The following is a 23,818-nucleotide window of genomic DNA, read 5'->3' on the forward strand; positions in this document are numbered from 1 at the left end:
TCATACTCGAAAAGCATGCCCATCGCCGACGACAGCCCGAATGGCCGTACCGGGGTCCGCGCTGCGGAAGCGACCCCGCCGCCGCCCCCCGAGGTCTCCGCCCAGGTGACCACCGAACAGCTGCGCATGCTGTTCTCGCACCTCACGCTGGCCATGGTGGTCGGCACGGTGTTCGCCATGGTGCTGGCGGTCTACGTGGCCAGCCGGGTGGACCCGACGGCGCTGTGGATCTGGGTCGGGCTCAAGCTGGGCGTGATCGTGCCGCGCCTGGCGCATGCCCAGGTCTACCGCCTGCGGGGCCGGCCGGGCACGCCGGGCTGGCTGCGGTCCACCGTGCTGCTGCTGGCGCTGGACGGCGCGGTATGGGGCCTGGGTGGCGCCTGGATGGCGCAGTCGCCGCATCCTTCGCTGGTGGCGCTGATCTCGGCCAGCGTGTGCAGCGTGGCCGCCGTGGCCAGCTTCGGCCTGCAGGTGCGGCTGCAGGCCACCGTGGCCTACGTGGTGCCGATGATCCTGCCCACCGCGCTGTCGCTGCTGCTGCGCGGCGACGCGATCGGCTGGACCGGTGGCACCGGGCTGTTGATGCTGCTGGCCCTGCTGCTGGCCACCTCGCGCCGCGCCGAGCAGCGGCTGGCCGAGATGTTCCGGCTGCGCTTCCTGAATGCCCGCATCGCCGAGGAACGGGCGCTGGCCCTGGCGCTGGCCCAACGCGAAAGCCGCGTCAAGACCCGCTTCCTGGCCACCATGAGCCATGAGTTGCGCACGCCGCTGCACGGCATCCTGGGGCTGGCCCGCATGATGGCGGCCGAGCAGTCCGACCTTCAGCTGCGCCACCGGCTGGGGCTGATCGAGCACTCGGGCGAGCACCTGCTGCAGATCATCAACGACCTGCTGGACTTCTCCCGCATCGAGGCCGGCCGTGTCGAGCTCAAGCCCGCGCCCTTCCACCTGCTGGCCGAGCTGGAGGAACTGGTGGACATCTACGTGGTGCGCTGCCAGGAGCGCGGCCTGCAGTTCCGCGCCCGGCTGGACATCGACCCCGAGGCCCAGGTGGTGGGCGATGCCACCCGGCTGCGCCAGGTGCTGCACAACCTGCTGGGCAATGCCGTCAAGTTCACCGAGCAGGGCGAGGTGGTGCTGGCTGCGCGCTTCACCGGCTGCGGCCTGCACATCGTCGTCAGCGACACCGGCCCCGGCATCGCCGAGGCCGACCTGCCGCACATCTTCGATGCCTTCACGCAGGCACGGCGGCCCGGCACCGTGCCAGGGGCCGGCGTGGGCCTGGGGTTGAACATCGCGCGCGAGATCACCCAGGCCATGCGCGGCCAGCTGCGCTGCGAAAGCCGGCTGGGCGAAGGCACGATGTTCGAGCTGGCGCTGCCGCTGCAGCCGCTGCAGGCACCACCGGCCGAAGCCGCCAACGACGGGCAGCAGGCGCCCATGGACCTGCCGCAGCGGGTGCTGCTGGCCGAGGACAACGAGGTCAATGCCATGCTGGCCGAAGCCATGCTGCGCCGCCTGCAGTGCGAGGTGCTGCATGTGCGCGACGGGCTGGCGGCCGTGGCGGCGGCGGGGCCGGGCCCCGCGCGCCCCGACCTGGTGCTGATGGACTGCCAGATGCCGCTGCTGGACGGCGTGGAGGCCACGCGCCGCATCCGCGAGGCCGAACGCCAGGGTGGGCTGCAGCGGGTGCCGGTGGTGGCACTCACGGCCAACAGCGCGCTGGAAGACCGCGAGCGCTGCGCCGAGGCCGGCATGGACGCCTTTCTCAGCAAGCCTTTCACCGAAGAGGAGCTGAAGGCCGTGATGGCCGCCGTGATCGGCGGGCGCGCACCGGCCCCCGGCTGCTGGACGGGCTGATCAGGCCGCCAGCGCGCAGGCGGCTTCGTCGGCCAGCGCCTCGGGCCGCAGCTGCAGGTCGGGGTGGTGCTGCTCGATCATGAAGTCATAGAAGGGATGCTGCATGGCCTGCCAGTCGGCGCGTGCGGTGCGCACGTTGAAGGCCAGCACCCGGTGCGGCAGGTTGCCGGCATGCGGCAGCGGCACCATCTCGCCCTGCGGCAGCGCATCGGTGAAGCCCAGGCGCTGGTAGCCGCGCACCAGGCTGGGCAGGCGTGCGCCGATGACCAACCACTCCACGCCACGCTCCAGCGCGGTCGTGTACACGGCCTTCATCAGCGCCAGCTTGATGGCGGGGTCGTCATGGCCCGGCAGCACGGCCAGCCGCGTGATCTCGGCGTTGCGGGTGCCCAGATAGGCCGAGGGCAGGGCGGCGCTGGTCTCGATGGCCAGCGGATGGTGCTGGTTGGTGGCCACGCGCACGGTGCCGATGGCTTCGCCGGTGGCCTTGGACCAGGCCACGAACACCACCACGCCGGGCTGGCGGTCCTGCTCGTCGGGCTCGCACCACAGGCTCAGCACATGGGGCAGGCGGCGGCCGTAGGCGGTGGCCCGCACGGCGCAGGCGGCGCGCAGTTCGGCTTCGTTGGCCACGGGGCGGAGGGTGAAGTGCAGCAGGTGGGTGCGCATGGCAGGCGATCGGAAACGGTGGCGATGAAAGCAGTTTCGGCTGTGCGCTGTCGCGTCTAAACCGTTGTCAATGCTGGTTTCCACAGCCAGGTCTGCGGACTGGGCCGGCGGGGGCGCGTGCTACCCGGTTACGTGGAATCCACAGGGGTTGCCTAGACCCCCCTGCCTAGAATCCGCCGCCATCAACGCATCGCAAGGAGACAGCGTGAAGATCAAGAGCCAGAAAGACTTCTGGTCGGGGCTGATGTTCGTCGTGGTCGGCATCGGCTTTGCCTGGGGGGCCACCAACTACAGCTTCGGCGCTTCGGCGCGGCCCGGTCCGGGCTACTTCCCCTTCGGCCTCGGCATCCTGATGGCCATCCTCGGCGCGGTCGTGCTGTTCCAGGCACTGACCATCGAGACCGAGACTGGCGACCCCATCGGCAAGTGGGCCTGGAAGCCGCTGGTCATCGTCGTCGGTGCCGTGGCCGCGTTCGGCTGGCTGCTGCCGCACATGGGCATGGTCATCGCGCTGCCGCTGCTGGTCCTCATCTCGGCCGCGGCCAGTGACGAGTTCCGCCTGCGCGAGGCGCTCATCAACGCCGTCGTGCTCACCATCTTCTCCTGGCTCATCTTCATCAAGGGGCTCAGCCTCGTGATCCCGCTGTGGCCTTCCTTCATGGCTTCCGGCGGCTGAGGCATCTCTCATGGATCTGTTGACCAATCTCTCCACGGGCTTCGCGGTCGCCTTCACGATCGAGAACCTGCTGTACGCCTTCGGTGGCGCGGTGCTGGGCACCCTGATCGGCGTGCTGCCGGGCCTGGGCCCGGTGGCCACCATCGCGATGCTGCTGCCTTCGGTCTACGCACTCGACGCCACGCCGGCGCTGATCATGCTGGCCGGCATCTACTACGGCGCGCAGTACGGCGGCTCCACCACCGCCATCCTGATCAACGTGCCGGGTGAATCCAGCTCGGTGGTCACCGCCATCGACGGGTATCAGATGGCGCGGCAGGGGCGGGCGGGTTCGGCGCTGGCTGCGGCCGGCCTGGGTTCGTTCTTCGCCGGTTGCGTGGGCACCATCGTCATCGCGGCCTTCGCGCCGCCGCTGACCGAGCTGGCCTTCAAGTTCGGCCCGGCCGAATACTTCAGCCTGATGGTGCTGGGCCTGATCGGCGCCGTGGTGCTGGCCTCGGGCTCGCTGCTCAAGGCCATCGCGATGATCATCCTGGGCCTGCTGCTGGGCCAGGTGAACACCGACGTGATCAGCGGCACGCCGCGCTTCTCGTTCGACATCCCCGAGCTGACCGACGGCATCAACTTCGTTGCCATCGCGATGGGTGTGTTCGGCTTCGGTGAAATCATCGCCAACCTGGGTCAACCGGCCGAAAGCCGCGAGGTCTTCACCAAGAACGTGAAGGGCCTGTGGCCGACGAAGGACGACTTCAAGAAGGCCGCCCCGGCGGTGCTGCGCGGCACGGCGCTGGGCTCCATCCTGGGCGTGCTGCCCGGCGGTGGCGCGCTGCTGTCGTCCTTCGCGTCGTACACGATGGAAAAGAAGCTGGCGGGTGCGTCCGGCCGCTTCGGCAAGGGTGACATCCGCGGCGTGGCCGGCCCTGAATCGGCCAACAACGCCGGTGCGCAGACCAGCTTCATCCCGATGTTGACGCTGGGCATTCCGCCCAACGCGGTGATGGCGCTGATGGTGGGTGCGATGACCATCAAAGGCATCCAGCCCGGCCCGCAGGTGATGACCAGCAACCCCGACCTGTTCTGGGGCCTGATCGCCAGCATGTGGATCGGCAACCTGATGCTGATCATCCTGAACCTGCCGCTGATCGGCATCTGGATCAAGCTGCTGACGGTGCCTTACCGCTTCCTGTTCCCGGCCATCATGGTGTTCTGCTGCATCGGCCTGTACACCCTGAACAACAACGCGTTCGACGTGTATATGGGCGCCGGCTTCGCGATCGTGGGCTACATCTTCTACAAGCTGGGCTGCGAACCCGCACCGCTGCTGCTGGGCTTCATCCTGGGCCCGATGATGGAAGAGAACCTGCGCCGTGCGCTGCTGCTGTCGCGCGGCGACTGGAGCACCTTCATGACCCGTCCGCTGTCGGCCGGCCTGCTGGTGGCCGCGGCGCTGATGATCGTCATCGTGCTGCTGCCTTCGGTGAAGAAGAAGCGCGAAGAAGCCTTCCAGGAGGAGTGACGGATGCCGTGGCCGCGCTGCAAGGCGGCCACGAATCTGCAAAAAGGGCTCGCATTGGCGGGCCCTTTTTTCTGGCGGTCGGCCGTGCGAGCGTGGCCGCGTCCATCGGGGCGGTGACAGGTTTCAGACAGGTTCGGGGGTCAACGAGGGGCGGTCGGGTGCGCGTTGTGTGTGGGCCGCGGCGCGATTCGCCGCTTCAACGCCACGAAGGAGCCCTCATGAACCTGACCAAGCTGATCCCCGTTCTCGCCGCCTCGATGGTCGCCTTCGGCGCCCATGCTGCCGATGCCGCCACGGCCCCGGCAGCCCCCACCACTGCCACCGCACCGGCTGCCGCCACCGCGCCGGCCAAGCATGCCAAGCACGCCAAGCATGTGAAGCACAAGAAGGCGGCGGCCGCCAAGAAGACGGCTTGAGCATCGCGCGCCGCCTGGGCGGCGGCGCCGAACGACCACTTCCCGCGCCGGCTGAATGCCGGCGTTTTCGTTGATGGGCAGCCAGCACACAGGGTGGTCACTCCTGACCTTGTAGCGGGTTAAATGATAAAAACATCATTGATGTTTCATTTCTGATGTTTGCGGGAGATGATCGCGGTCCCTGAACTTCCGAGACCGTTGATCGTGAAACGCCGTGATCTGCTGAAGCAGCTGGGCCTGGGCTCGGCCGCTGCGGGCTTGCCCCTCACCTCGCAAGCCCTGCTGCTGCCGCGCGACTACCGCAGCCTCGTCCCCGAGATCTATGCCAGCGCGCCGACGCCGCCCGCCCATACCCGCGCCATCGTCATCGGCTCGGGCTTCGGTGGCGCCATCTCCGCACTGCGGCTGGCGCAGGCCGGCATCACCGCCACCGTGCTCGAGCGTGGCTTTGCCTGGCCCAATCACCCGACGCGCGAGATCTTCACCCAGGACACGCTGCCCGACGGCCGGGGCTTCTGGTTCCGCGACCAGAGCAAGTACGTGTTCGGCGTGCCCGGCCTGCCGATCGACCGCTTCGGCGGCGTGCTGGACGTGAGCGAGTACGAGAACATGGACGTCTGGCGCGGCGCCTGTGTCGGCGGCGGGTCGGTGGTGTTCACCGGCGTGATGATCCAGCCGCAGCAGCGCTACTTCGACGCGCTGTTCGGCGGCACGGTGTCGTACGCCGAGATGAACGCCACCTACTTCCCGCGCGTGCGGCAGATGCTGCAGCTCAGCGCCATGCCGTCCGACATCTACAACTCGGCGCCTTTCAGCCACTCGCGGCGCTGGAACAGCGACATGCGCAAGGCCGGCTACACGCCCACGTGGGTGGACGGCATCTGGAACTGGAACGTGGTGCGGCAGGAACTGGCCGGCAGCTCGCGGCCTTCGTGCACCGTCGGGCTGTCGAACTTCGGCAATTCCAACGGCGCCAAGTTCGACCTCAATCAGAACTACCTCAAGCAGGCCAAGGCCACCGGCCGCGTGGGCGTGTACGCCGGCCACGAGGTGCGCCGCATCTACCGCGACGGCACCCGCTACCTGCTGGAAGTGGCCAAGCGCAGCCCCGACGGCACGCTGCTGGCCAGCTACAACCTCACCTGCGACATGCTGTTCCTGGCGGCCGGCTCGATCGGCACCTCGGAGCTGCTGGTGCGTGCCAAGGCGCTGGGCGACCTGCCGCTGCTCAACGAGCACGTCGGCCGCGGCTGGGGCACCAATGGCGACAGCGCGGTGGCGCGCGTCGGCGCCTTCGACCTGGGCGTGACCACCGGCTCGGCCTGCGCTTCGATGATCCACGACACCAGCGGCGGCCTGCCCGTCACGCTGGAGAACTGGTATGCGCCTGCCGTGCCTGTGAGCGTGGGACTGGGGCCGAGCCTGGGCATGAGCTTCGACACCTCCAACCGCGGCAGCTTCGTCTACGACGCGGCCACCGATCGTGCGCGGCTGCTGTGGCCGGCCGCGGGCAACAACGACACGGTCGCCGCGATGCGGGCGGTCAACAACCGCATCGCGCTGCGTTCCTTCACGCTGCCGGCCAACGTGCCGCCCCTGCTCAAGGACGTGGACGCGTCCTTCACCGGCCACCCGCTGGGCGGCGCGGTGCTCGGCAAGGCCACCGACGCCTATGGTCGTGTGCTCAACTATCCGAACCTCTACGTGATGGACGGCGCGGCCATCCCCGGCAACACCGGCGCCGTCAACCCGTCGCTGACGATCTCGGCCCTGGCCGAACGCAACATCGAGCGCATCATCGCGGCGGGCGGCTGAGGCGTCAGCCTTCCAGCCTTCCCGGCCGGGCAAGCCCCGCTTGGCGCATGACGAACCCGGCCACGGCCGGGTTTGCTTTGGGCTGGCCTATAGTGCCCGGCCGATGTCCTCTTCCTCCCCACGGGCCACGCCCGCCGCCGGCACTGCCGCGGTACCCACCGCCGTCTGGCCCGGCCTCTTGCTGGCCAGTGCGGGCGCCATCGCTTTCTCGGGCAAGGCCATCGTGGCCAAGCTGATGTACCGCCATGGGGTGGATGCGGTGCAGGTGCTGTTCCTGCGCATGCTGATGGCGATGCCCCTGTTCATGCTGCTGGCCTGGTGGGCCGGGCGTGGCAAGCCGCCGCTGTCGCGCCGCGACTGGGGCACCGTGCTGCTGCTGGGCTTCACCGGCTACTACCTGGCCAGCTTCCTCGACTTCCTGGGGCTGCAGTACATCAGCGCCAGCCTTGAGCGGCTGATCCTCTACCTCAACCCCACCATCGTGCTGCTGATCGGCTGGCTGGCCTACCGCCGCCGGGTCACGGGCCGGCAGCTGCTGGCCCTGGCGGTGGGTTATGCCGGCGTGGCGCTGGTCTTCGGCCGCGAGTTGAGCTTCGAAGGCCCGCGCGTGGCCCTGGGCACGGCGCTGGTGTTCGGCAGCGCCGTCAGCTATGCGGTGTACCTGGTGCTCAGCGGCGAGGCGGTGCGGCGCCTGGGCTCGGCCCGGCTCAGCGGCCTGGCCAGCAGCGTGGCCTGCGTGCTGTGCATCGTGCAATTCTTCGTGCTGCGGCCGGTGTCGGCGCTGCAGGTGCCCGAGCCCGTGCTGTGGATGAGCCTGCTCAATGCCACCGTGTGCACCGTGGCCCCGGTGCTGATGGTCATGATGGCCATCGAGCGCATCGGCGCCTCGATGGCTTCGCAGGTGGGCATGATCGGCCCGATGAGCACGCTGGCCATGGGCGTGGTGATCCTGGGCGAGCCCTTCACGCCCTGGCTGGCGGTGGGCACGGCCCTGGTGTTGGGCGGTGTGTGGTTGTTGACGCGTTGGAGGACATGACGATGGATCTGGGACTGGCAGGCAAGTGGGCGCTGGTGTGCGCCGCCAGCAAGGGGTTGGGCCGCGGCTGCGCCGAGGCCCTGGTGCGCGAGGGCGTGAACGTCACCATCACCGCCCGCGGTGAAGAGGCGCTGCAGGCCACGGCCGCTGCGCTGCGGGCGCTGAACCCGGCGGTGCAGGTGCGGGCGGTGGCCGGCGACATCACCACGCCCGAGGGCCGTGCGCAGGCGCTGGCCGCCTGCCCGCAGGTGGACATCCTGGTCAACAACGCCGGTGGTCCGCCGCCGGGTGATTTCCGCAGCTGGGACCGCGAAGCCTGGATCGCGGCGCTGGACGCCAACATGCTCACGCCCATCGAGCTGATCAAGGCCACGGTGGACGGCATGGCCGAGCGCGGCTTCGGCCGCGTGGTCAACATCACCTCGGGCGCGGTGAAGGCGCCGATCGACGTGCTGGGCCTGTCCAACGGCGCACGCAGCGGCCTCACCGGCTTCGTCGCCGGGCTGGCCCGGCAGTCTCGGCTGGCCGGCCGCAACGTCACGCTCAACAACCTGCTGCCCGGGGCCTTCGATACCGACCGGCTGCGCAAGACGATGCAGGCCGGTGCGGCCAAGAGCGGGCTGGCGGCCGAGGAGATGGCCGACCGCCGCCGCCAGGCCATCCCGGCGCAGCGCTTCGGCAGTGCCGAAGAGTTCGGCGCCATCTGCGCCTTCATGTGCAGCGCCCACGCCGGCTACCTGACGGGTCAGAATATCCTGCTCGACGGCGGCGCGTACCCCGGCACCTTCTAGTTCTTCGCCGCCCATCGCCAGGAGACGTTCATGGCCAGCGGCGAACATGTGTTGTACGGGTATGCAGGCAGCGGCTCGGCCGCGGTGGAGGCGGCACTGTCGCTGGCCGGCCTGCCCTATCGGGTGGTGGACGCCGCCACCTGGGACGGCGCCTCGGCGCTGGAGGAACTGCGCGCGGCCAATCCGCTGCAGCAGATACCGGCGCTGCGCTGGCCCGACGGGCAGGTGATGAGCGAAAGCGCCGCCATCCTCATCGAACTGGGGCTGCGGCACCCGGCCAGCGGCTTGCTGCCGCCTTCGCCCGAGGGCCGCGCGCAGGCCATCCGCGGCCTCGTATACATCGTGGCCAACTGCTATGCGGCCATCGGCATCATCGACTACCCCGAGCGCTGGTGCAGCCCCGCCGAAGGGCCCCACTGCGAGGCCGTGAAGGCCGGTGCCCGCCAGCGGCTGCACGCGCTGTGGGAGGTGTTCGCCGACACCTTTGCCGGCACTCCCTGGCTGAGCGGCGATCGGCTGGGCGCGCTCGACCTGCTGGCGGCCGTGGTGTCCAAGTGGTCGGGCGCCCGCGCCCACCTGGCCAGTGCGCGCCCGGCCTTCAGCGCGCTGCTGAGCCGCATCGACCAGCATCCGGTGGCCGCGCCGGTGTTTGCGCGGCACTGGCGCTGACGGTTCAGCCGTGGTGCTGGCTGGCGCGCTCGGCCAGCACCTCTTGCGCCAGTAGCACCGCATTGATGGCGGCCGGAAAGCCGGCGTAGGCGGCGATGTGCATCAGCGCCTCCGTCATCTGCGCCGGCGTGGCGCCCACGTTCAGCAGCCCGTGCAGGTGCACACGCAGTTGCGGTGCGGCGGTGCCCATGGCCGCCAGCGCGGCCACGGTGGCCAGCTCGCGCTGCAGCAGCGTGAGCCCGGGGCGGGTGTAGATGTCGCCGAACGCGAACTCGATGACGAAGCGGCCCAGGTCGGGTGCGATGCCGGCCAGCGATGCGATCACCTGTTCACCGGCGTGGCCGTCGACCTCGCGCAGCGCCTGCCAGCCGGCCTGGTAGCGGTCGGCCGGCGGCGGCACGGGTGGTGACGCGGGCGCCGCAGCCGTCGTTGGCGCATGCCCCCGTTCCTGGAACACCTCGCGCGCCGCGAACAGGCCGTTCAGCCCCGCCGGGAAGCCGGCGTACACCACCAGGTGCAGCATCAGCTCGATGATCTCCTGCGGGCTGCAGCCCACGTTCAGCGCGCCGGCGATGTGGAACTTGAGCTGCGGACGCGCCTGGCCCAGGGCCGCCAGCGCCGCCACCGTCGCCAGTTGGCGTTGCGGCAGCGTGAGCTGTGGCCGGGTGTACAGCTGGCCGTAGACGAAGCTCACCGCCAGCTGGGCCAGGTCCGGCGCCAGGGGCGCCAGCGCATCGAGCAGGCTGGGTGTGGCGCAGCCTTCCAGCTGCTGCAGCAGGGCCAGGCCCTCGTGGAATGTGTCGTGTGTCATGCCGCCACCGTAGCGCTGCCGCCTGCCGCCGGCCAATGCGATTTGTCTGATACCTTGGCGGCATCACAGCGGCATCTGAAAAGCGCTCATGGCCCAAAGCCCCAGCTTGCGGCAGCTCTCGTACTTCGTGGCGGTGGCCGAGGAACTGAACTTCCGCCGCGCGGCCGAGCGGCTGTGCATCACGCAGCCGCCGCTCACGCGGCAGATCCAGGCGCTGGAAGCGATGCTGGGCGCACGCCTGTTCGACCGCGACCGCCGCGGCGTGCAGCTCACCGAGGCCGGCCAGCGCTTCCTGGCGCAGGCCCGGGCGCTGGTGCAGCAGGTGGCGCAGGCGGTGAACCAGTTCCAGCCGTCGTCGGCGGCACCGCAGCCGCCGGTGCTGCGGCTGGGCATCACCACGGTGGTGGACGTGGGCCTCTTCGGCGGCCTGGGCGCCGCCTTCGACACGGCCTGGCCGGGCCGGCAACTTCGCATCCAGCGCCAGATCTCGGCGCGGCTGATCCGCGACCTGCACCGCGGCGCGCTGGACCTGGCGGTGATCGGGCTGCCCTCACGCACCGAGGGGCTGGTGCTGACGCCGCTGGGTGACGATCCGCTGATGGCCTGCCTGTCGTCGCGGCATCCGCTGGCGCGCCGCCGCCGGGTGCCGCTGCAGGCGCTGGCGGCCGACACCCTGTTCTGGTTCGACCGCCGGCTCAACCCCGCCTACTTCGACCACTGCGAGCAGGTGTTCCACCGGCTCGGTTTCCATCCGCCCCGGCTGGCCGAGCCGGCCGAGCACCCGGTGCTGCTGGGCCTGATCGCCGAAGGCCGCGGCTTTGCGTTGGTGCCGCAGTCCTTGAACACCGTGCGCCGCAGTGGCGTGGTGTTCCGCCGTCTGGTGGAGGAGGATGAATTGCGCATCCGCCTGGCCGCGGCCTGGCCCGCGGACCGCCCGCCCGCGCGGGCCGACGACTGGGTGGCGCTGCTGAAGGCGCAGTGGGCCGGCCCGCGCTGACCGCCAGGCGCCTAGGTGCGTGAAGACACCAGGATGCCCGCGACGATGAGCGCAAAGGCCACCGCGTGGTACGGCTGCGGCGGCACGCCCAGCAGCAGGGCCTGCAGCAGCGCGGCGAACAGCGGCGTGAGGTTGATGAAGAACGCGGCCGTGGCCGGGCCCACCGCGGCCACGCCGCGGCCCCAGCACAGGTAGGCCAGGATGGACGGGCCCAGTGCGATGTAGACGAGCGTGAGCACGGTGTTGGTGGTCCATTGCACCGGCGCGGGCGCGATGGCCGCTTCCAGCAGCGCCGCGCTGCCGGCCCAGGCCAGGCCGAACAGGGTCTGGATCAGCATGAAGCCCCACCAGTCCCAGGCGGGCCGTTGCTCACCGGCCATGGATGGCACCGGCTTGGCCAGCATCCAGCTGTAGAACGACCAGCTCAGCATGGCCAGCAGCATCAGCAGGTCGCCGGGCACGAAGCTGATGCTGGCCAGTGCGGCCAGCTCGCCACGGGCCAGCACCACCGCCACGCCCAGCAGTGACAGCGCGGCGCCCACCAGCCCGCGCGCCGTGGGCCGCTGGCCGTAGAAGAGGGCGCCCACCAGCATCATGCACACCGGCGAGCTGGCGGTGAGCAGCGTGACATTGAGCGGCGTGGAGGTGGTGAGCGCCAGGTATTGCAGCGCGTTGTAGGCGCCCACGCCGGTCAGGCCCAACAGGGCCAGCGGCTTCCAGCGTTGCAAGACCTGGCGCCTGGCTTCGGGCGTGCCGATGGCGCGCCAGCCCAGCGGCAGCAGCACCACCAGCGCCAGCACCCAGCGCAGCGCATTGATGGCGACCGGCGGCACCGCGCCCACCAGCATGCGGCCTGCGACCGCATTGCTGGCCCACAGCAGGGGAGGAAGGGTGAGAAGCAGAGCGATGCGGACGTTCAGGGACTGCGCGGTCATCCCGGCATCATCGCACCGCAGTTCCAGCACTGTTCGAAGCCGCCTTCGATGCACTCGCCGCAGCCGCGGCACCACCACTGGCGGCTGGGCCGGGCGCGCAGCTCGTCCAGCAGCGCGCGGGCGCGCTCATAGTGCTGCTCGTCGACCAGCCACACCTCGGGCAGTGCCTGGTCGGGCGGAATCTGCCCCGCGATGCTGCTGCTGAAGGCGCGCTGCACCGTGGCCTCGATGCCGCACTGGCACAACCAGTCGGCCCACAGCGTGGCGATCGCGAGGTTGGGGGCAAGGTCGAGTCGGCGCATGGCTGCAGGGTAGGGCCAAGCGCGGCAAGATGGCAGGCCTCACACCACAAGTTGTTCCGAGGAGACTGCCTTGCCCACCACCGCCCCCGCCATCCAGATCACCGAATACGGTGGCCCCGAGGTCATGAAGCTGGTCGACCTGAGCGTCGGCGAGCCCGGCCCCGGCGAGCTGCGCATCCGCCACCAGGCCTGCGGCCTGAACTTCATCGACGTGTACCAACGCACGGGCCTGTACAACAACCCGCTGCCGCTGACGCTGGGCATGGAAGGCGCCGGCATCGTGGAAGCGGTGGGCGAAGGCGTCACGCACCTGAAGCCCGGCGACCGCGCCGCCTACGCCAGCCAGCCGCCCGGCGCCTACAGCCAGCTGCGGGTGATGCCGGCCAAGGCCGTGGTCAAGCTGCCCGATGCCATCAGCTTCGAGGACGGCGCGGCCATGATGCTCAAGGGCCTGACGGTGCAGTACCTGCTGCGCAAGACGCAGCCGGTGGGCGGCCTGCAGCCGGGCGACTTCGTGCTGTTCCATGCCGCGGCCGGTGGTGTGGGCCTGATCGCCTGCCAATGGGCCCGGGCGATGGGCCTGCAACTCATCGGCACCGCCGGCAGCGACGAGAAGTGCCAACTGGCGCTGGACCATGGCGCCAGCCATGCCATCAACTACCGCAGCGAGAACTTCGTCGATCGGGTCAGGCAGATCACCGGCGGCGCCGGCGTGAAGGTGGTGTACGACTCGGTGGGCAAGGACACCTTCGAGCGCTCGCTCGACGTGCTGCGCCCCTTCGGCCTGCTGGCCAACTTCGGCAATGCCTCGGGCAAGGCGCCGCCGGTGGACCTGGGCGTGCTGGCGGCCAAGGGCTCGCTGTACGTCACGCGGCCCACGCTGTTCACCCACATCGCCACCCGCGAATCCACCCAGGCCATGGCCGACGACCTGTTCGGCATGGTCACCAGCGGCGCGGTGAAGATCCGCATCGACCAGCGCTACCCGCTGGCGCAGGCGGCCGAGGCGCACCGCGAGCTGGAGTCGCGCGCCACCACCGGCTGCACCATCCTGCTGCCTTGAGCAGCCGGCGGTTCGCTCAGGTGTAGGTCATCCACCCGGCGCAGTCCGGGTGCTCGAAGTGCGGCAGACCGTTGAAGCTGACCAGCATGTGCCGCTTGGGCGTGTACGCGAACTCGGTGAGCGAGCAGTTGCGCATGCGCAGGTTCAGCTCGATGGTGGTTTCGGCCGTGGTGCCCAGCACATGGCCCACCGCGGTGGAGATGGGGCCGCCGCTGGACACCAGCAGCACGTCGCCCTGGTGCTGGCTGCGCACATGGTCCAGCGCACTGGTCACACCGCGCAGAAACTCCGCGTAGCTGGGCATGCCGGCCGGCTGGGTCTCGCCGCGCATCCAGCGCGCCAGGCCTTCGCGCAGCAGGCGGAAGTGATGGCGCACCAGCTCGGGCGTGTCGGGCTTGGCCAGCGGCTCGGAATGGAAGGCGGCTATGACCGCTTCGCTGTCGTATTCGTTCAGCCCCGGCCAGGCCAGCGCGGGTGGTTGCAGCCGCAGCCCTTCGCAGATGCCGTCGAAGGTCTGGCCGTGGCGGCGCAGCGTGCCCACGAGGGCCACCTCGAAATCCACGCCCTTGGCGCGGAAGTACTCGCCCAGCCGCACGGCCTGCCGTCGGCCCAGCGTGCTCAGCTGGTCGTAATCGTCGGCGCCGAAAGACGCCTGGCCGTGCCGTACGAGGTAGAGGGTGCCCATGCGGCCATTCTGCGGCGGCCGCGGCGCCGCACCCGTCACACAGGTGTCAGCGCGAGCTGCGCACCCGCCGCAGCTCGTCCAGGATCAGGCAGATCGCGCCCAGCGTGATGGCGCTGTCGGCCAGGTTGAAGCTGGGGAAGTACTTGCCGCCGGCATGCACCTGGATGAAGTCGACCACGTAGCCGTGGATGGCGCGGTCGATCACGTTGCCGATGGCGCCGCCCAGGATCATGGCCAGCGCGAAGCAGAAGAGCTTCTGCCCCGGGTGCTTCTTCAGCATGACCACGATGAACACCGACACCACGGAGGCCAGGCCGATGAAGAACCAGCGCTGCCAGCCCGAGGCGTCAGCCAGGAAGCTGAAGGCCGCGCCGTGGTTGTGCACCCGCACCACGTTGAAGAAGGAGGTGACGGTGCGGCTGTCACCCAGCTGGAAGTAGCCGACGATCAGCGTCTTGGTGAATTGGTCCAGCAGGATGACCGCCAACGCCAGCCCCAGCCACACGGCCAGGCTGGGGGACGACGACGAGGCGGGGGAGCGTTTGGCCATGAGCGGTATGAACCCTCGGAATGTCAGGCGACGAGGCGGGTTTCACCCTCGCCATACAGATTGCTGGTGCAGCGGCCGCAGATCGTCGGGTGGGCGGGATCGCTGCCGACGTCGGTGCGCCAGTGCCAGCAGCGCTCGCACTTGGTGGCGGTGGACGGTGTGACCTGGATCGTCAGCTCGTCGGCCGCGGCCAGCACGGCCTCGCTGGTGATGAAGACGAACTTCAGGTCTTCGCCCAGCGAAGCCAGGATGGCATGGTCTTCGGCCGGGGCGCCCACGGTCACGTTGGCCTGCAGCGAAGAGCCCACGCCGCCTTCGGCGCGTACCGCCTCGATGGCCTTGTTGACCGCATCGCGCACCGCATGCACGCGGTTCCACTTGGCGATCAGGCCTTCGTCCGCCTGCGGCAGCGACCAGTAGTGCTCCACGAAGATGGTGCGCTCGCCGCCGAACACGCGCCAGGCCTCTTCAGCGGTGAAGCTGAGGAAGGGCGCCATCCAGCGCAGCATGGCCTGGGTGATGTGCCACAGCGCCGTCTGCGCGCTGCGGCGCGCCAGGCTCTTGGGTGCGCTGGTGTACAGGCGGTCCTTCAGCACGTCCAGGTAGAAGGCGCCCAGGTCTTCGCTGCAGTACACCTGCAGCTTGGCCACCACCGGGTGGAACTCGTACTTTTCGTAGTGGGCCAGCACCTCGGCCTGGAACTGCGAAGCCCGCGCCAGCGCGTAGCGGTCCACTTCCAGCATCTGCTCCAGCGGCACCGCGTCGGTCTTCGGGTCGAAGTCGGACACGTTGGCCAGCAAAAAGCGCAGCGTGTTGCGGATGCGCCGGTAGGCGTCCACCACGCGGGCCAGGATCTTGTCGTCGCCGGCGATGTCGCCGGAGTAGTCGCTGGCCGCCACCCACAGGCGGATGATCTCGGCGCCCAGCTTCTTGGTGATGTCCTGCGGGTCGATGCCGTTGCCCAGCGACTTGCTCATCTTGCGGCCCTGGCTGTCCACGGTGAAGCCGTGGGTCAGCAGGCCGCGGTAGGGCGCGCGGTCGAACAGCGCGCAGGCCAGCAGCAGCGACGAATGGAACCAGCCGCGGTGCTGGTCGTGGCCTTCCAGGTACAGGTCGGCCTCGGGGCCCGACTGGTGATGGCCCGGATGCTCGGCCGTGCCCTGATGGGTGCCGCGCAGCACGTGGAAGAAGGTGCTGCCCGAGTCGAACCACACCTCCAGGATGTCGGTGCTCTTGGCGTAATGCGGCGCGTCTTCGGCGCCCAGGATTTCCTCGGGCGTCACGCGGCTCCAGGCCTCGATGCCGCCGGCCTGCACGATGTCGGCGGCCTGGTCCAGGATCTCCATCGTGCGCGGGTGCAGGTCACCCGTCACCTTGTGCAGGAAGAAGGGGATGGGCACGCCCCAGCTGCGCTGGCGGCTGATGCACCAGTCGGGCCGGTTGGCGATCATGTCGTGCAGGCGGGCGCGGCCGTTCTCGGGGTAGAACTGCGTCTGCTCGATCGCGTCCAGCGCCAGCTGCCGCAGCGTCTTGGGCGCCTTGTCCTTGGTGAACACGCCTTCGCCTTCATCCATGCGGATGAACCACTGCGCCGCGGCGCGGTAGATCACCGGCGTCTTGTGGCGCCAGCAGTGCGGGTAGCTGTGGGTGATGTCCTTGGTGGCGAACAGCCGGCCGGCGTCCTGCAGCGCCTGGATGACGTTGGGCACCGCCTTCCAGATGTGTTGGCCGCCGAACAGCGGGAAGTCGGCCGCGTACACGCCGTTGCCCTGCACCGGGTTGAGGATGTCCTCGACCTTGACGCCGTTGGACACGCAGGAGTTGAAGTCGTCCAGGCCGTAGGCCGGCGACGAGTGCACGATGCCGGTGCCGTCGTCGGCGGTGGCGTAGTCGGCCAGGAACACCGGGCTCAGCCGGTTGTAGCCCGGGTGCACCTCGGCCAGCGGATGGCGGAACTTCAGCCCATCCAGCGCCTGGCCCTTGACCGTGGCCAGCACGGTGCCGTGCAGGCCGTAGCGCTCCATGCACTTGTCCACCAGCGCGGCGGCCAGCAGCAGCACGCCCCGCTCGGTGTCCACCAGGCTGTAGTCCAGCTCGGGGTTGAGGTTGAGCGCCTGGTTGGCCGGGATGGTCCAGGCGGTGGTGGTCCAGATGACGACGAAGGCGGGCTTGTCGAGGCCGGGCAGGCCGAAGGCGCGCGCCAGCGCGGCCGGGTCGTCGGCCAGGAAGCCGACGTCCAGCGTGGTGCTCTTCTTGTCGGCGTATTCGATCTCGAACTCGGCCAGCGAGGAGCCGCAGTCGAAGCACCAGTACACCGGCTTCTGGCCGCGGTAGACGAAGCCGCGCTCGATCACGCGCTTGAAGGCGCGGATCTCGCCCGCCTCGTTCGCGAAGTCCATGGTGCGGTAGGGCCGCTCCCAGGTGCCCAGCACGCCCAGGCGCTTGAAGTCGGTGCGCTGCTGCTCGATCTGCTCGGTGGCGTAAGCACGGCTCTTGGCCTGCATCTCGTCACGGCTCAGGTTGCGGCCGAACTTCTTCTCGATCGCGTTCTCGATCGGCAGGCCATGGCAGTCCCAGCCGGGCACGTATTGCGCGTCGAAGCCGGCCAGCTGCCGCGCCTTGACGATCATGTCCTTGAGGATCTTGTTGACCGCATGGCCCATGTGCAGCTGGCCATTGGCATAGGGCGGGCCGTCGTGCAGCACGAACAGCGGTGCGCCGCAGCGGGCATCGCGCAGCTGCTTGTAGGTGCCTTGGTCCTCCCACTGCTTGACCCAGCCCGGCTCGCGCTTGGGCAGGTCGCCGCGCATCGGGAACGGGGTGTCAGGCAGGTTCAGGGTGGCGCGGTAGTCCGTGGCGTCGGAGCCGCTGGCGGTGGGGGTGTCGGTCTTGTCGGTCATGGCGCTTGCCGCACCCGTTGGGCGGGTGCGCTCGTGGCATCAAGGCAAAGTGGGGCGGTGCAGCCGGTCAGGTCGCTGGCCGGCAGGTGCGCGGCAGCAGCGGCCGCAGCCCGGCGTGCGGCGGCAGGATCAGCGCGCGCGCCGAATTCGGTCGCGCGTGGTCTGCCGGCGGCCGGCGGCATGCCAGCGCAGCAGATCGAGCAAAGTCCGGTCGGTGGCCATCCGTGGATTCTAGGTGGATCGCCACGTCATGCCGGCAGCGCCGGCTTGCGCCCGCGCACGGCATGCGCCGTGGCCCGCACCACCAGCGGCCCGGGGCCGGGTGGCAGGCGACGGCGCACCGCGTCCTGCAGCTGCTGGCGTGCGCCCTCTTCCAGGCTGCTGAGGCCGGGCGCCAGCCGGGGCCCGCTCTGCGCAATCTGCCAGAAGGCCTCGAAGCTGTCGAACTCGCGGGTGACCTCATAGCGGTCGGTGGCCACGTCCACGAAGCCAGCCTGTTGCCACAACGCCTGCAGCTGCTGCAGCTCGGCCGCCTGCGGGCTGGGCGGCCACAGCGGCGCCACACCCAGCTCGGCCAGCGAGTCCTGGATGACCGCGAACGGAAAGCCGCCGCCCAGCAGGTCCCAGGCGTAGGCCGAGGCGCTGCCGCCCGGGCGCAGCACGCGCGCCATCTCGGCCACGGCGCGTGCCGGCTCGGGCACGAAGAAGATGACCAGCGCCATCACCGCCGCGTCCACGCTGGCATCGGCCTGCGGCAGCGCCATCGCATCGCCCACCTCGAACACCGCGCCCGCGGTGCCGGGCCGCTGGCGCGCGAAGGCGATCTGCGCCGGCGAGGGGTCGATGCCCTGCACCGAAGCCGGTGCGCAGCGCTGCATCAGCAGCTCGGTGAAGGCGCCGTTGCCGCAGCCCACGTCCAGCCAATGGCCGCCCGGCTCGGGCGCCAGGAACTGCAGGAAGCGCTCGCCGGCCAGGCGGCTCCAGCGGCCCATGAAGGCCTCGTAGGCCGCGCCATCTTCAAAGCGGATCGAGGGGCTGTTCATCGCTGCAGTATGCGTCGCGCACCGTCACCACCACCACGGTGCCGCGCGGCCCGCTGTGGATGCGCAGCCGCGCGCCGATGGACTGCGCCCGTTCACGCATGCCGGTCAGGCCGAAATGCCCGGCGCTGGCCGCGGCTTCGGCCTGGCGGGCGTCGAAGCCGTGGCCGTCGTCGGTCACGCGCAGCAGCAACGCGCGGCTGCCATGGCGCAGGCGCAGCACCACCCGCCGGGCGTTGGCATGGCGCAGCGCGTTGCACAAGGCTTCGCGGCCGATCAGCACCAGCTCTTCGGCCACGACCGGCCGCACCGGGCGCGCAATGCCGCGCTGCTCGAACAGGCAGAAGGTGCGCGGAAAGTCGATGGCCAGTTCGTCCACCGCAGCGCTCAGCGCACGCGGCAGGCTGCGGCGGGCGGCGGTGCCGGGCAGCGCCTCTGCGCCTTCGGCCCGCGCGCCGCCGGGCGTGCGCAGGGCGCTCACGCGGTCGCGGCCTTCGTCCATCACCTCCTGGGCGCGGTCCAGCGCATGCAGCAGCCGCGCCTGCAAGGGCGAGCCGGCCGGCGCCTCCTCGGCCGCGGCCTGCACCTGCAGCGTCAGCCCGGTCACGCCCTGCAGCAAGGTGTCGTGCAGGTCGCGGGCGATGCGTTCACGCTCGCGCAGCCGCACTTCGGCCTGGGCGTGCAGCCGCTGCGCCAGCGCCCGCACCCGCCAGCGGTACAGCAGCGCGCCGGCGCCCAGCGCCAGCAGCAGCAGCGCGGCAGCAAAGCTGCGCGTCTGCCACCAGGCCGATGGCACGACCAGGGTCACGCGGGCGCCCTGGTCGTTCCACACGCCGTCTTCGTTGGCGGCCACCACCTGGAACTCGTAACGGCCGGGGCCCACCCGGGTGTAGCTGGCTTCGCGCCGCGGCCCGGCCTCGCGCCAGTCGGCGTCGTAGCCCACCAGCCGGTAGCGGAAACGCACGCGCTGCGGCACGCCCAGGCTGGTGGCGGTGTAGTCCAGCCGCAGGTCGGCCACGCCGCCGGTGGGCAGTTGCATCGGCAGCGCCGGGTCGAGCTGGTGCCCATCGGCCACCACCGCCTGCAGCAGCACGGTGGGCGGCAGCGGGTTGCGTCGCAGCCGCGCGGGGTCGATGACGAAGAGGCCGCTGGGCAGGGCCGCCCACAGCCGGCCGTCCTGCGCCTGCACCAGCGAAGGCAGCGGCCGTATCTGGCTGGCGCTGCCCTGCAGGCCGTCGTCGCCATCGAAGCGCCGCAGCACGGGCGCATGGCCGGGCTCGTCGAGCGCACGCCGCCATTCGGCGCGGGCGATGCGCAGCAGGCCGCTGGCCGCATGCACCCACAGCTCGCCGTCGGGCGTTTCCACCAGGCCGGTGACCACCGCGGGCTGCACCGCCTCACCCGGCAGCGGCATGGTCTTGACGCGGCCGCCTTCATACAGCGCGATGCCGCGCTGGCCGCCCAGCCACACCCGCGGCCCGCGTGCGTGCACCACCGAGATGGCGCCGATGTCCAGCCCCTGCGCCGGGCCCAGGCGCAGCACCTCGTCGCCATCGATGCGCGCGGCGCCGCGGTCCACGTAGCCGATCCACAAGCGGCCCTGTGGGTCGTTGCCCAAGGACATGATGCGGGCCGCGGGGTCGTTGTCCAGCTGCTGCCACTGGTCGCCCACCCGCTTGAAAGTGCCCTTGACCACCAGGTGCGCCCACAGCGCGCCGGCCGCGTCGGTGGCCAGCGCGTGCACCGGCGCAAAGGCCATGCCCTGCGGCGCGTCACCTTCGTCGGGCCGCGGCACCCGCTGCGGTGGCTGGCCGGGCACGATGCGCCACAGCGCGCTGTTGGAGCCCACCCACACCACGCCGCGGGCGTCGCGGTGCACATGGGTCAGGCGCTGGCCGGCCAGGCCCAGCGGCTGCACCTGCAGCGGCGGCTGGCCGGGCGCGGCCACGCGGTACAGGCCCCCCAGCTCGGAGATGGCCCAAACGCCGCCATCGGCCGCGGCGGCTACGCCCACGCCGCCATCGGCGCCCTGCAGCGGCACGCGGGTGACGTGGGCCTGCCGCAGCCGGTGAAGGCCGGCGGCAGTGCCGATCCAGACGTTGCCTTCGCGGTCTTCCAGGAAGCTTTGCGCATCGGCCTCCAGGCCCTGGGCGGTGCCGAAGGCCTGCAGCTCGGGCCGGCGCACGCCGTCCACCACCGGGCCTTCGGTGGGGCGGGGCATGCGCAGCAGCCCCTCGCCGCTGCGCACCCACAGGCCGCCATCGGCATCGAACCAGTGCCGGTCGCCCTGCGCCGGAAAGGCCAGCGGCAGCACCCCGCTGGCGGCGCCGAACTGGCCGCCTTCGTGGGCCAGCGCCACCAGCCGCTGGCGGCTGAAGTCGGCCGCCCACACCTGGCCACCGGGCGATACCGACAGGAACGGGAAAGAGGGCAGTGGCGCCTGCACCCGCTGGAAGTGGTCGGCGCCCGCGGCCAGCGCATAGGCACCGGTGCGCGCCGTGACCCACAGCGTGCCCTGCCCATCGCGCACCAGGGTGCGGAAGGGCACGGGCTCACCATCCAGCGCAAAGCCCTGCCATTGGCCGTTCTTCAGCCGCGCCACGCCGCCGGTGAAGGCGCCCCACACGTCGCCGGCCGCGTCCACCGCGAAGTCCCAGCAGTTGCCCACCGGCAGGCCGGGTACGGCATGAAAATGCTGCAGCCCGCCCGGCCCCAGGATGCTGACGCCGCCGAAGCGGTGGCCGATCAGCAGCCGGCCATCGGGCAGCGCATGCAGCGCGGTGACGCTGCCCGACAAGTGGGCATGGCCGGCCAGCGGGTCCACCCGCTGGAAGCGCACGCCGTCGAAGCGCACCAGCCCGCCGCCCGTGCCCAGCCACAGGAAGCCGTCGGGGGTCTGCGCCATCGCGACGATGTTGGCAGGCGCCTGCGCGTCATCGCGCCAGGTGGTGTGGTGGGCCTGGGCCACGGGCAGCGCAGCGTCCAGCGCCCAGGCGGGCGCGGCCAGCAGCGCCGCCCACACCGCAGCGGCAGAAAAACGGGCAAACAGTGGCAAAGGCGGCACCCCAACAGGCGGCATGCATTTTGTGCGGTGCGCGCCTCGTGGTGGTTCTCAAGCCCGCTCAGGAATGGCCGAAGGATGGCGGTGGCACGTCAGAAAAAAGCGCTGCCTCCATTCCCGTGGCAGTGATGTCATATTGAATTTCAATTCGGCACTATTCAAATGAAGCTATCCACTCGCTTGGCATTGGGGTTCACGGTCACCATCGCCCTGGGCGTGGGCATTGCCGGCTACAGCGCCTACGCGCTGAACGAGCTGGCCGGCAAGGTGGATGAACTGGCCAGCAACCGCATGGTGAAGGTGGCGCAGTTCAGCCGCCTGAACGACAACTTCAACACCATGGCCCGCGCGGCGCGCAACCTCATCATCAGCACCGATCCGAAGGTGGACGAAGAAGAGAGGGCCCGCTTGAAGGCCGCGCAGGCCGACAACGAAGAGCTGCTCAAGGCCCTGGACGGCACCATCCAGACGCCGGCCGGCCGTGCGCTGCTCAAGACCATCCTCGACAACCGCGGGCCCTATGCCGCCGCGGTGGACAAGGCGATCCAGCTGTCCACCGATCATCCCGCCGAAGCGGGCCAGCTGCTGTTCACGGAAGTGCGCGGCTTGCAGGGCGTGGTGTTCAAGGCGGTGGAAGATTCCAAGAAGCAGCAGCAGGCTCTCGCGGACAACCTGGCGACCACCGCCGAAGCGGCCGCCCGGCACGCGATGTCGGTGGCCGGCGTGCTGGCCCTGCTGATGAGCGCGGTCGGCGGCCTGCTGGCCTGGCGCGTCTCGCGGCAGGTGATGGGCGCGCTGGGTGCCGAGCCCGAGGCGCTCAACGCCACCGCCGCCCAGGTGGCCGACGGCGACCTGAGCCAGTCCATTCCCCTGCAGCCGGGCGACACCACCAGCGTGATGGCCACGCTGGCGCGCATGCAGGCCGAGCTGAACCGCGTGGTGGGCTCGGTGCGTTCGGGCGCCGACAGCGTGGCCACGGCCAGCGCGCAGATCGCCCAGGGCAACAACGACCTGAGCCAGCGCACCGAAGAGCAGGCCAGCAACCTGGAAGAGACCGCCGCGTCGATGGAGCAGATCGGCTCCACGGTGCGCGGTAACTCCGACAACGCGCAGCAGGCCAACCAGCTGGCCCAGGCCGCCAGCGACGTGGCCAGCCGCGGTGGCCAGGCGGTGGAGGCGGTGGTGTCCACCATGCGCGAGATCAGCGACAGCTCGGGCCGCATCGCCGAGATCATCGGCACCATCGACGGCATCGCCTTCCAGACCAACATCCTGGCGCTGAACGCGGCGGTGGAAGCCGCCCGGGCCGGCGAGCAGGGCCGCGGCTTTGCCGTGGTGGCCGGCGAAGTGCGCACGCTGGCCCAGCGCAGCGCCGAAGCCGCCAAGGAGATCAAGGCGCTGATCCACCAGAGTGCCGAGCGGGTGGAGCAGGGCACCAAGCAGGTGGACGAAGCCGGCGCCACCATCACCGAGGTGGTGACTTCCATCCGCCGCGTGACCGACATCGTGGGCGAGATCAGCTCCGCCTCGCGCGAGCAGACCTCGGGCATTGCGCAGGTGAGCGAAGCCGTCTCGCAGATGGACCGCGCCACGCAGCAGAACGCCGCGCTGGTGGAAGAGTCGGCCGCCGCGGCCGAGAGCCTGAAGCTGCAGGCCCAGCAGCTGGTGCAGGCGGTGGCGGTGTTCAAGCTGCGTGCGCATGGCGCTGCGGCCAACACACCAGCTCCCGCTGCCAGCCCGGCGCCCAGGCCCGCACCGGCGCCCGCACCCACCGCCCATGCCAAGGTCGCCCAGCAGGCGCTGAAGCAGGCGGCCCGCAAGCCGGCCGCACCGGCGCCCCGCACAGCCGCACCGACGCCGGCTGCCGCGCGGGCACCCGCCCCTGCACCGGCCGCTGCACCTGCACCTGCCGCAGCTGCGCCTTCGGCCGACGACTGGGAAACGTTCTGAACGCGGAAAGGGGCTTCACCGCGCTGTCATCGCACGGCCGTAAGGTCGCGCGGTTTCAGCAGCCGGGCTCGGCCCC

General features: G+C 70.4%; 20 protein-coding genes. 11 read left to right on the forward strand and 9 right to left on the reverse strand.

Annotated features, from left to right (window positions below; all coding sequences use genetic code 11):
- The first annotated feature begins 15 nt into the window (after positions 1–15).
- The gene (locus MW290_RS20175; protein WP_250199470.1) at positions 16–1,860 is read left to right on the forward strand and encodes an ATP-binding protein; all 1,845 of its coding nucleotides are present in this window, start codon (positions 16–18) and stop codon (positions 1,858–1,860) included.
- Here the strand turns inward: MW290_RS20175 and MW290_RS20180 are convergent, their stop codons facing one another.
- Positions 1,861–2,529 carry an N-acyl amino acid synthase FeeM domain-containing protein gene (locus MW290_RS20180; protein ID WP_250199471.1) on the reverse strand — a complete coding sequence of 223 codons (669 nt, stop codon included), beginning with the start codon at positions 2,527–2,529 and terminating at the stop codon, positions 1,861–1,863.
- Between the two features lie 205 nt (positions 2,530–2,734).
- On the opposite strand from MW290_RS20180, the gene MW290_RS20185 reads away from it, so the two are divergent.
- The 7 genes from MW290_RS20185 to MW290_RS20215 all read left to right on the forward strand — a co-directional run bounded on the left by MW290_RS20185 (position 2,735) and on the right by MW290_RS20215 (position 9,448).
- Positions 2,735–3,205 carry a tripartite tricarboxylate transporter TctB family protein gene (locus MW290_RS20185; protein WP_250199472.1) on the forward strand — a complete coding sequence of 157 codons (471 nt, stop codon included), beginning with the start codon at positions 2,735–2,737 and terminating at the stop codon, positions 3,203–3,205.
- 10 nt (positions 3,206–3,215) lie between these two features.
- Entirely contained in the window at positions 3,216–4,721 is a 1,506-nt protein-coding gene (locus tag MW290_RS20190; protein ID WP_250199473.1) for a tripartite tricarboxylate transporter permease, read from the forward strand.
- 218 nt (positions 4,722–4,939) lie between these two features.
- Positions 4,940–5,137, forward strand: a complete 198-nt coding sequence (locus MW290_RS20195) for a hypothetical protein (RefSeq protein WP_250199474.1) — start codon at positions 4,940–4,942, stop codon at positions 5,135–5,137.
- A gap of 204 nt (positions 5,138–5,341) precedes the next feature.
- Positions 5,342–6,952 carry a GMC oxidoreductase gene (locus MW290_RS20200; RefSeq protein WP_250199475.1) on the forward strand — a complete coding sequence of 537 codons (1,611 nt, stop codon included), beginning with the start codon at positions 5,342–5,344 and terminating at the stop codon, positions 6,950–6,952.
- Positions 6,953–7,055: 103 nt separating this feature from the next.
- Positions 7,056–7,988 (forward strand): DMT family transporter, encoded by a 933-nt coding sequence (locus MW290_RS20205; protein ID WP_250199476.1) that lies wholly within the window; start codon positions 7,056–7,058, stop codon positions 7,986–7,988.
- 2 nt (positions 7,989–7,990) lie between these two features.
- A complete protein-coding gene (locus MW290_RS20210; RefSeq protein WP_250199477.1) occupies positions 7,991–8,779 on the forward strand; it encodes an SDR family oxidoreductase in 789 nt (262 codons plus the stop codon).
- Between the two features lie 30 nt (positions 8,780–8,809).
- Positions 8,810–9,448, forward strand: a complete 639-nt coding sequence (locus MW290_RS20215; RefSeq protein ID WP_250199478.1) for a glutathione S-transferase family protein — start codon at positions 8,810–8,812, stop codon at positions 9,446–9,448.
- Between the two features lie 4 nt (positions 9,449–9,452).
- Here MW290_RS20215 and MW290_RS20220 read toward each other — a convergent pair whose 3' ends face one another.
- Positions 9,453–10,259 carry a carboxymuconolactone decarboxylase family protein gene (locus tag MW290_RS20220; protein WP_250199479.1) on the reverse strand — a complete coding sequence of 269 codons (807 nt, stop codon included), beginning with the start codon at positions 10,257–10,259 and terminating at the stop codon, positions 9,453–9,455.
- A gap of 88 nt (positions 10,260–10,347) precedes the next feature.
- Between MW290_RS20220 and MW290_RS20225 the strand changes: the two genes are divergently transcribed.
- Positions 10,348–11,256, forward strand: coding sequence for a LysR family transcriptional regulator (locus tag MW290_RS20225; RefSeq protein ID WP_250199480.1), 909 nt, complete (start codon positions 10,348–10,350; stop codon positions 11,254–11,256).
- An 11-nt stretch (positions 11,257–11,267) separates the two neighbouring features.
- On the opposite strand, the gene MW290_RS20230 is transcribed toward MW290_RS20225, so the two are convergent.
- Complete coding sequence (locus tag MW290_RS20230) at positions 11,268–12,191, reverse strand: DMT family transporter (RefSeq protein ID WP_250199481.1); 924 nt, start codon at positions 12,189–12,191, stop codon at positions 11,268–11,270.
- The gene (locus MW290_RS20235; RefSeq protein ID WP_250199482.1) at positions 12,188–12,493 is read right to left on the reverse strand and encodes a putative signal transducing protein; all 306 of its coding nucleotides are present in this window, start codon (positions 12,491–12,493) and stop codon (positions 12,188–12,190) included. The genes MW290_RS20230 and MW290_RS20235 overlap by 4 nt, the downstream gene beginning before the upstream one ends.
- Before the next feature lie 70 nt (positions 12,494–12,563).
- Between MW290_RS20235 and MW290_RS20240 the strand changes: the two genes are divergently transcribed.
- Entirely contained in the window at positions 12,564–13,556 is a 993-nt protein-coding gene (locus tag MW290_RS20240) for a quinone oxidoreductase family protein (protein WP_259373495.1), read from the forward strand.
- A gap of 16 nt (positions 13,557–13,572) precedes the next feature.
- Here MW290_RS20240 and MW290_RS20245 read toward each other — a convergent pair whose 3' ends face one another.
- The 5 genes from MW290_RS20245 to MW290_RS20265 form a co-directional block, all read right to left on the reverse strand.
- Positions 13,573–14,241, reverse strand: a complete 669-nt coding sequence (locus tag MW290_RS20245) for a histidine phosphatase family protein (RefSeq protein WP_250199483.1) — start codon at positions 14,239–14,241, stop codon at positions 13,573–13,575.
- Positions 14,242–14,287: 46 nt separating this feature from the next.
- Positions 14,288–14,791: a signal peptidase II gene (lspA, locus tag MW290_RS20250; RefSeq protein ID WP_250199484.1), complete on the reverse strand. Its 504-nt coding sequence runs from the start codon at positions 14,789–14,791 to the stop codon at positions 14,288–14,290.
- 23 nt (positions 14,792–14,814) lie between these two features.
- Positions 14,815–17,691 carry an isoleucine--tRNA ligase gene (gene ileS / locus MW290_RS20255; RefSeq protein ID WP_250199485.1) on the reverse strand — a complete coding sequence of 959 codons (2,877 nt, stop codon included), beginning with the start codon at positions 17,689–17,691 and terminating at the stop codon, positions 14,815–14,817.
- Between the two features lie 248 nt (positions 17,692–17,939).
- The gene (locus MW290_RS20260; RefSeq protein ID WP_250199486.1) at positions 17,940–18,734 is read right to left on the reverse strand and encodes a class I SAM-dependent methyltransferase; all 795 of its coding nucleotides are present in this window, start codon (positions 18,732–18,734) and stop codon (positions 17,940–17,942) included.
- Positions 18,709–21,786 carry a sensor histidine kinase gene (locus tag MW290_RS20265; protein ID WP_250199487.1) on the reverse strand — a complete coding sequence of 1,026 codons (3,078 nt, stop codon included), beginning with the start codon at positions 21,784–21,786 and terminating at the stop codon, positions 18,709–18,711. Before MW290_RS20265 ends, MW290_RS20260 begins: the two co-directional genes overlap by 26 nt.
- A gap of 168 nt (positions 21,787–21,954) precedes the next feature.
- Between MW290_RS20265 and MW290_RS33155 the strand changes: the two genes are divergently transcribed.
- Entirely contained in the window at positions 21,955–23,742 is a 1,788-nt protein-coding gene (locus tag MW290_RS33155) for a methyl-accepting chemotaxis protein (protein ID WP_310740160.1), read from the forward strand.
- The last annotated feature ends 76 nt before the right edge of the window (positions 23,743–23,818 follow it).

Origin of the sequence: Aquincola tertiaricarbonis, from assembly GCF_023573145.1 — a bacterium.
GTDB classification, from domain to species: Bacteria; Pseudomonadota; Gammaproteobacteria; order Burkholderiales; family Burkholderiaceae_C; genus Aquincola; species Aquincola tertiaricarbonis_B.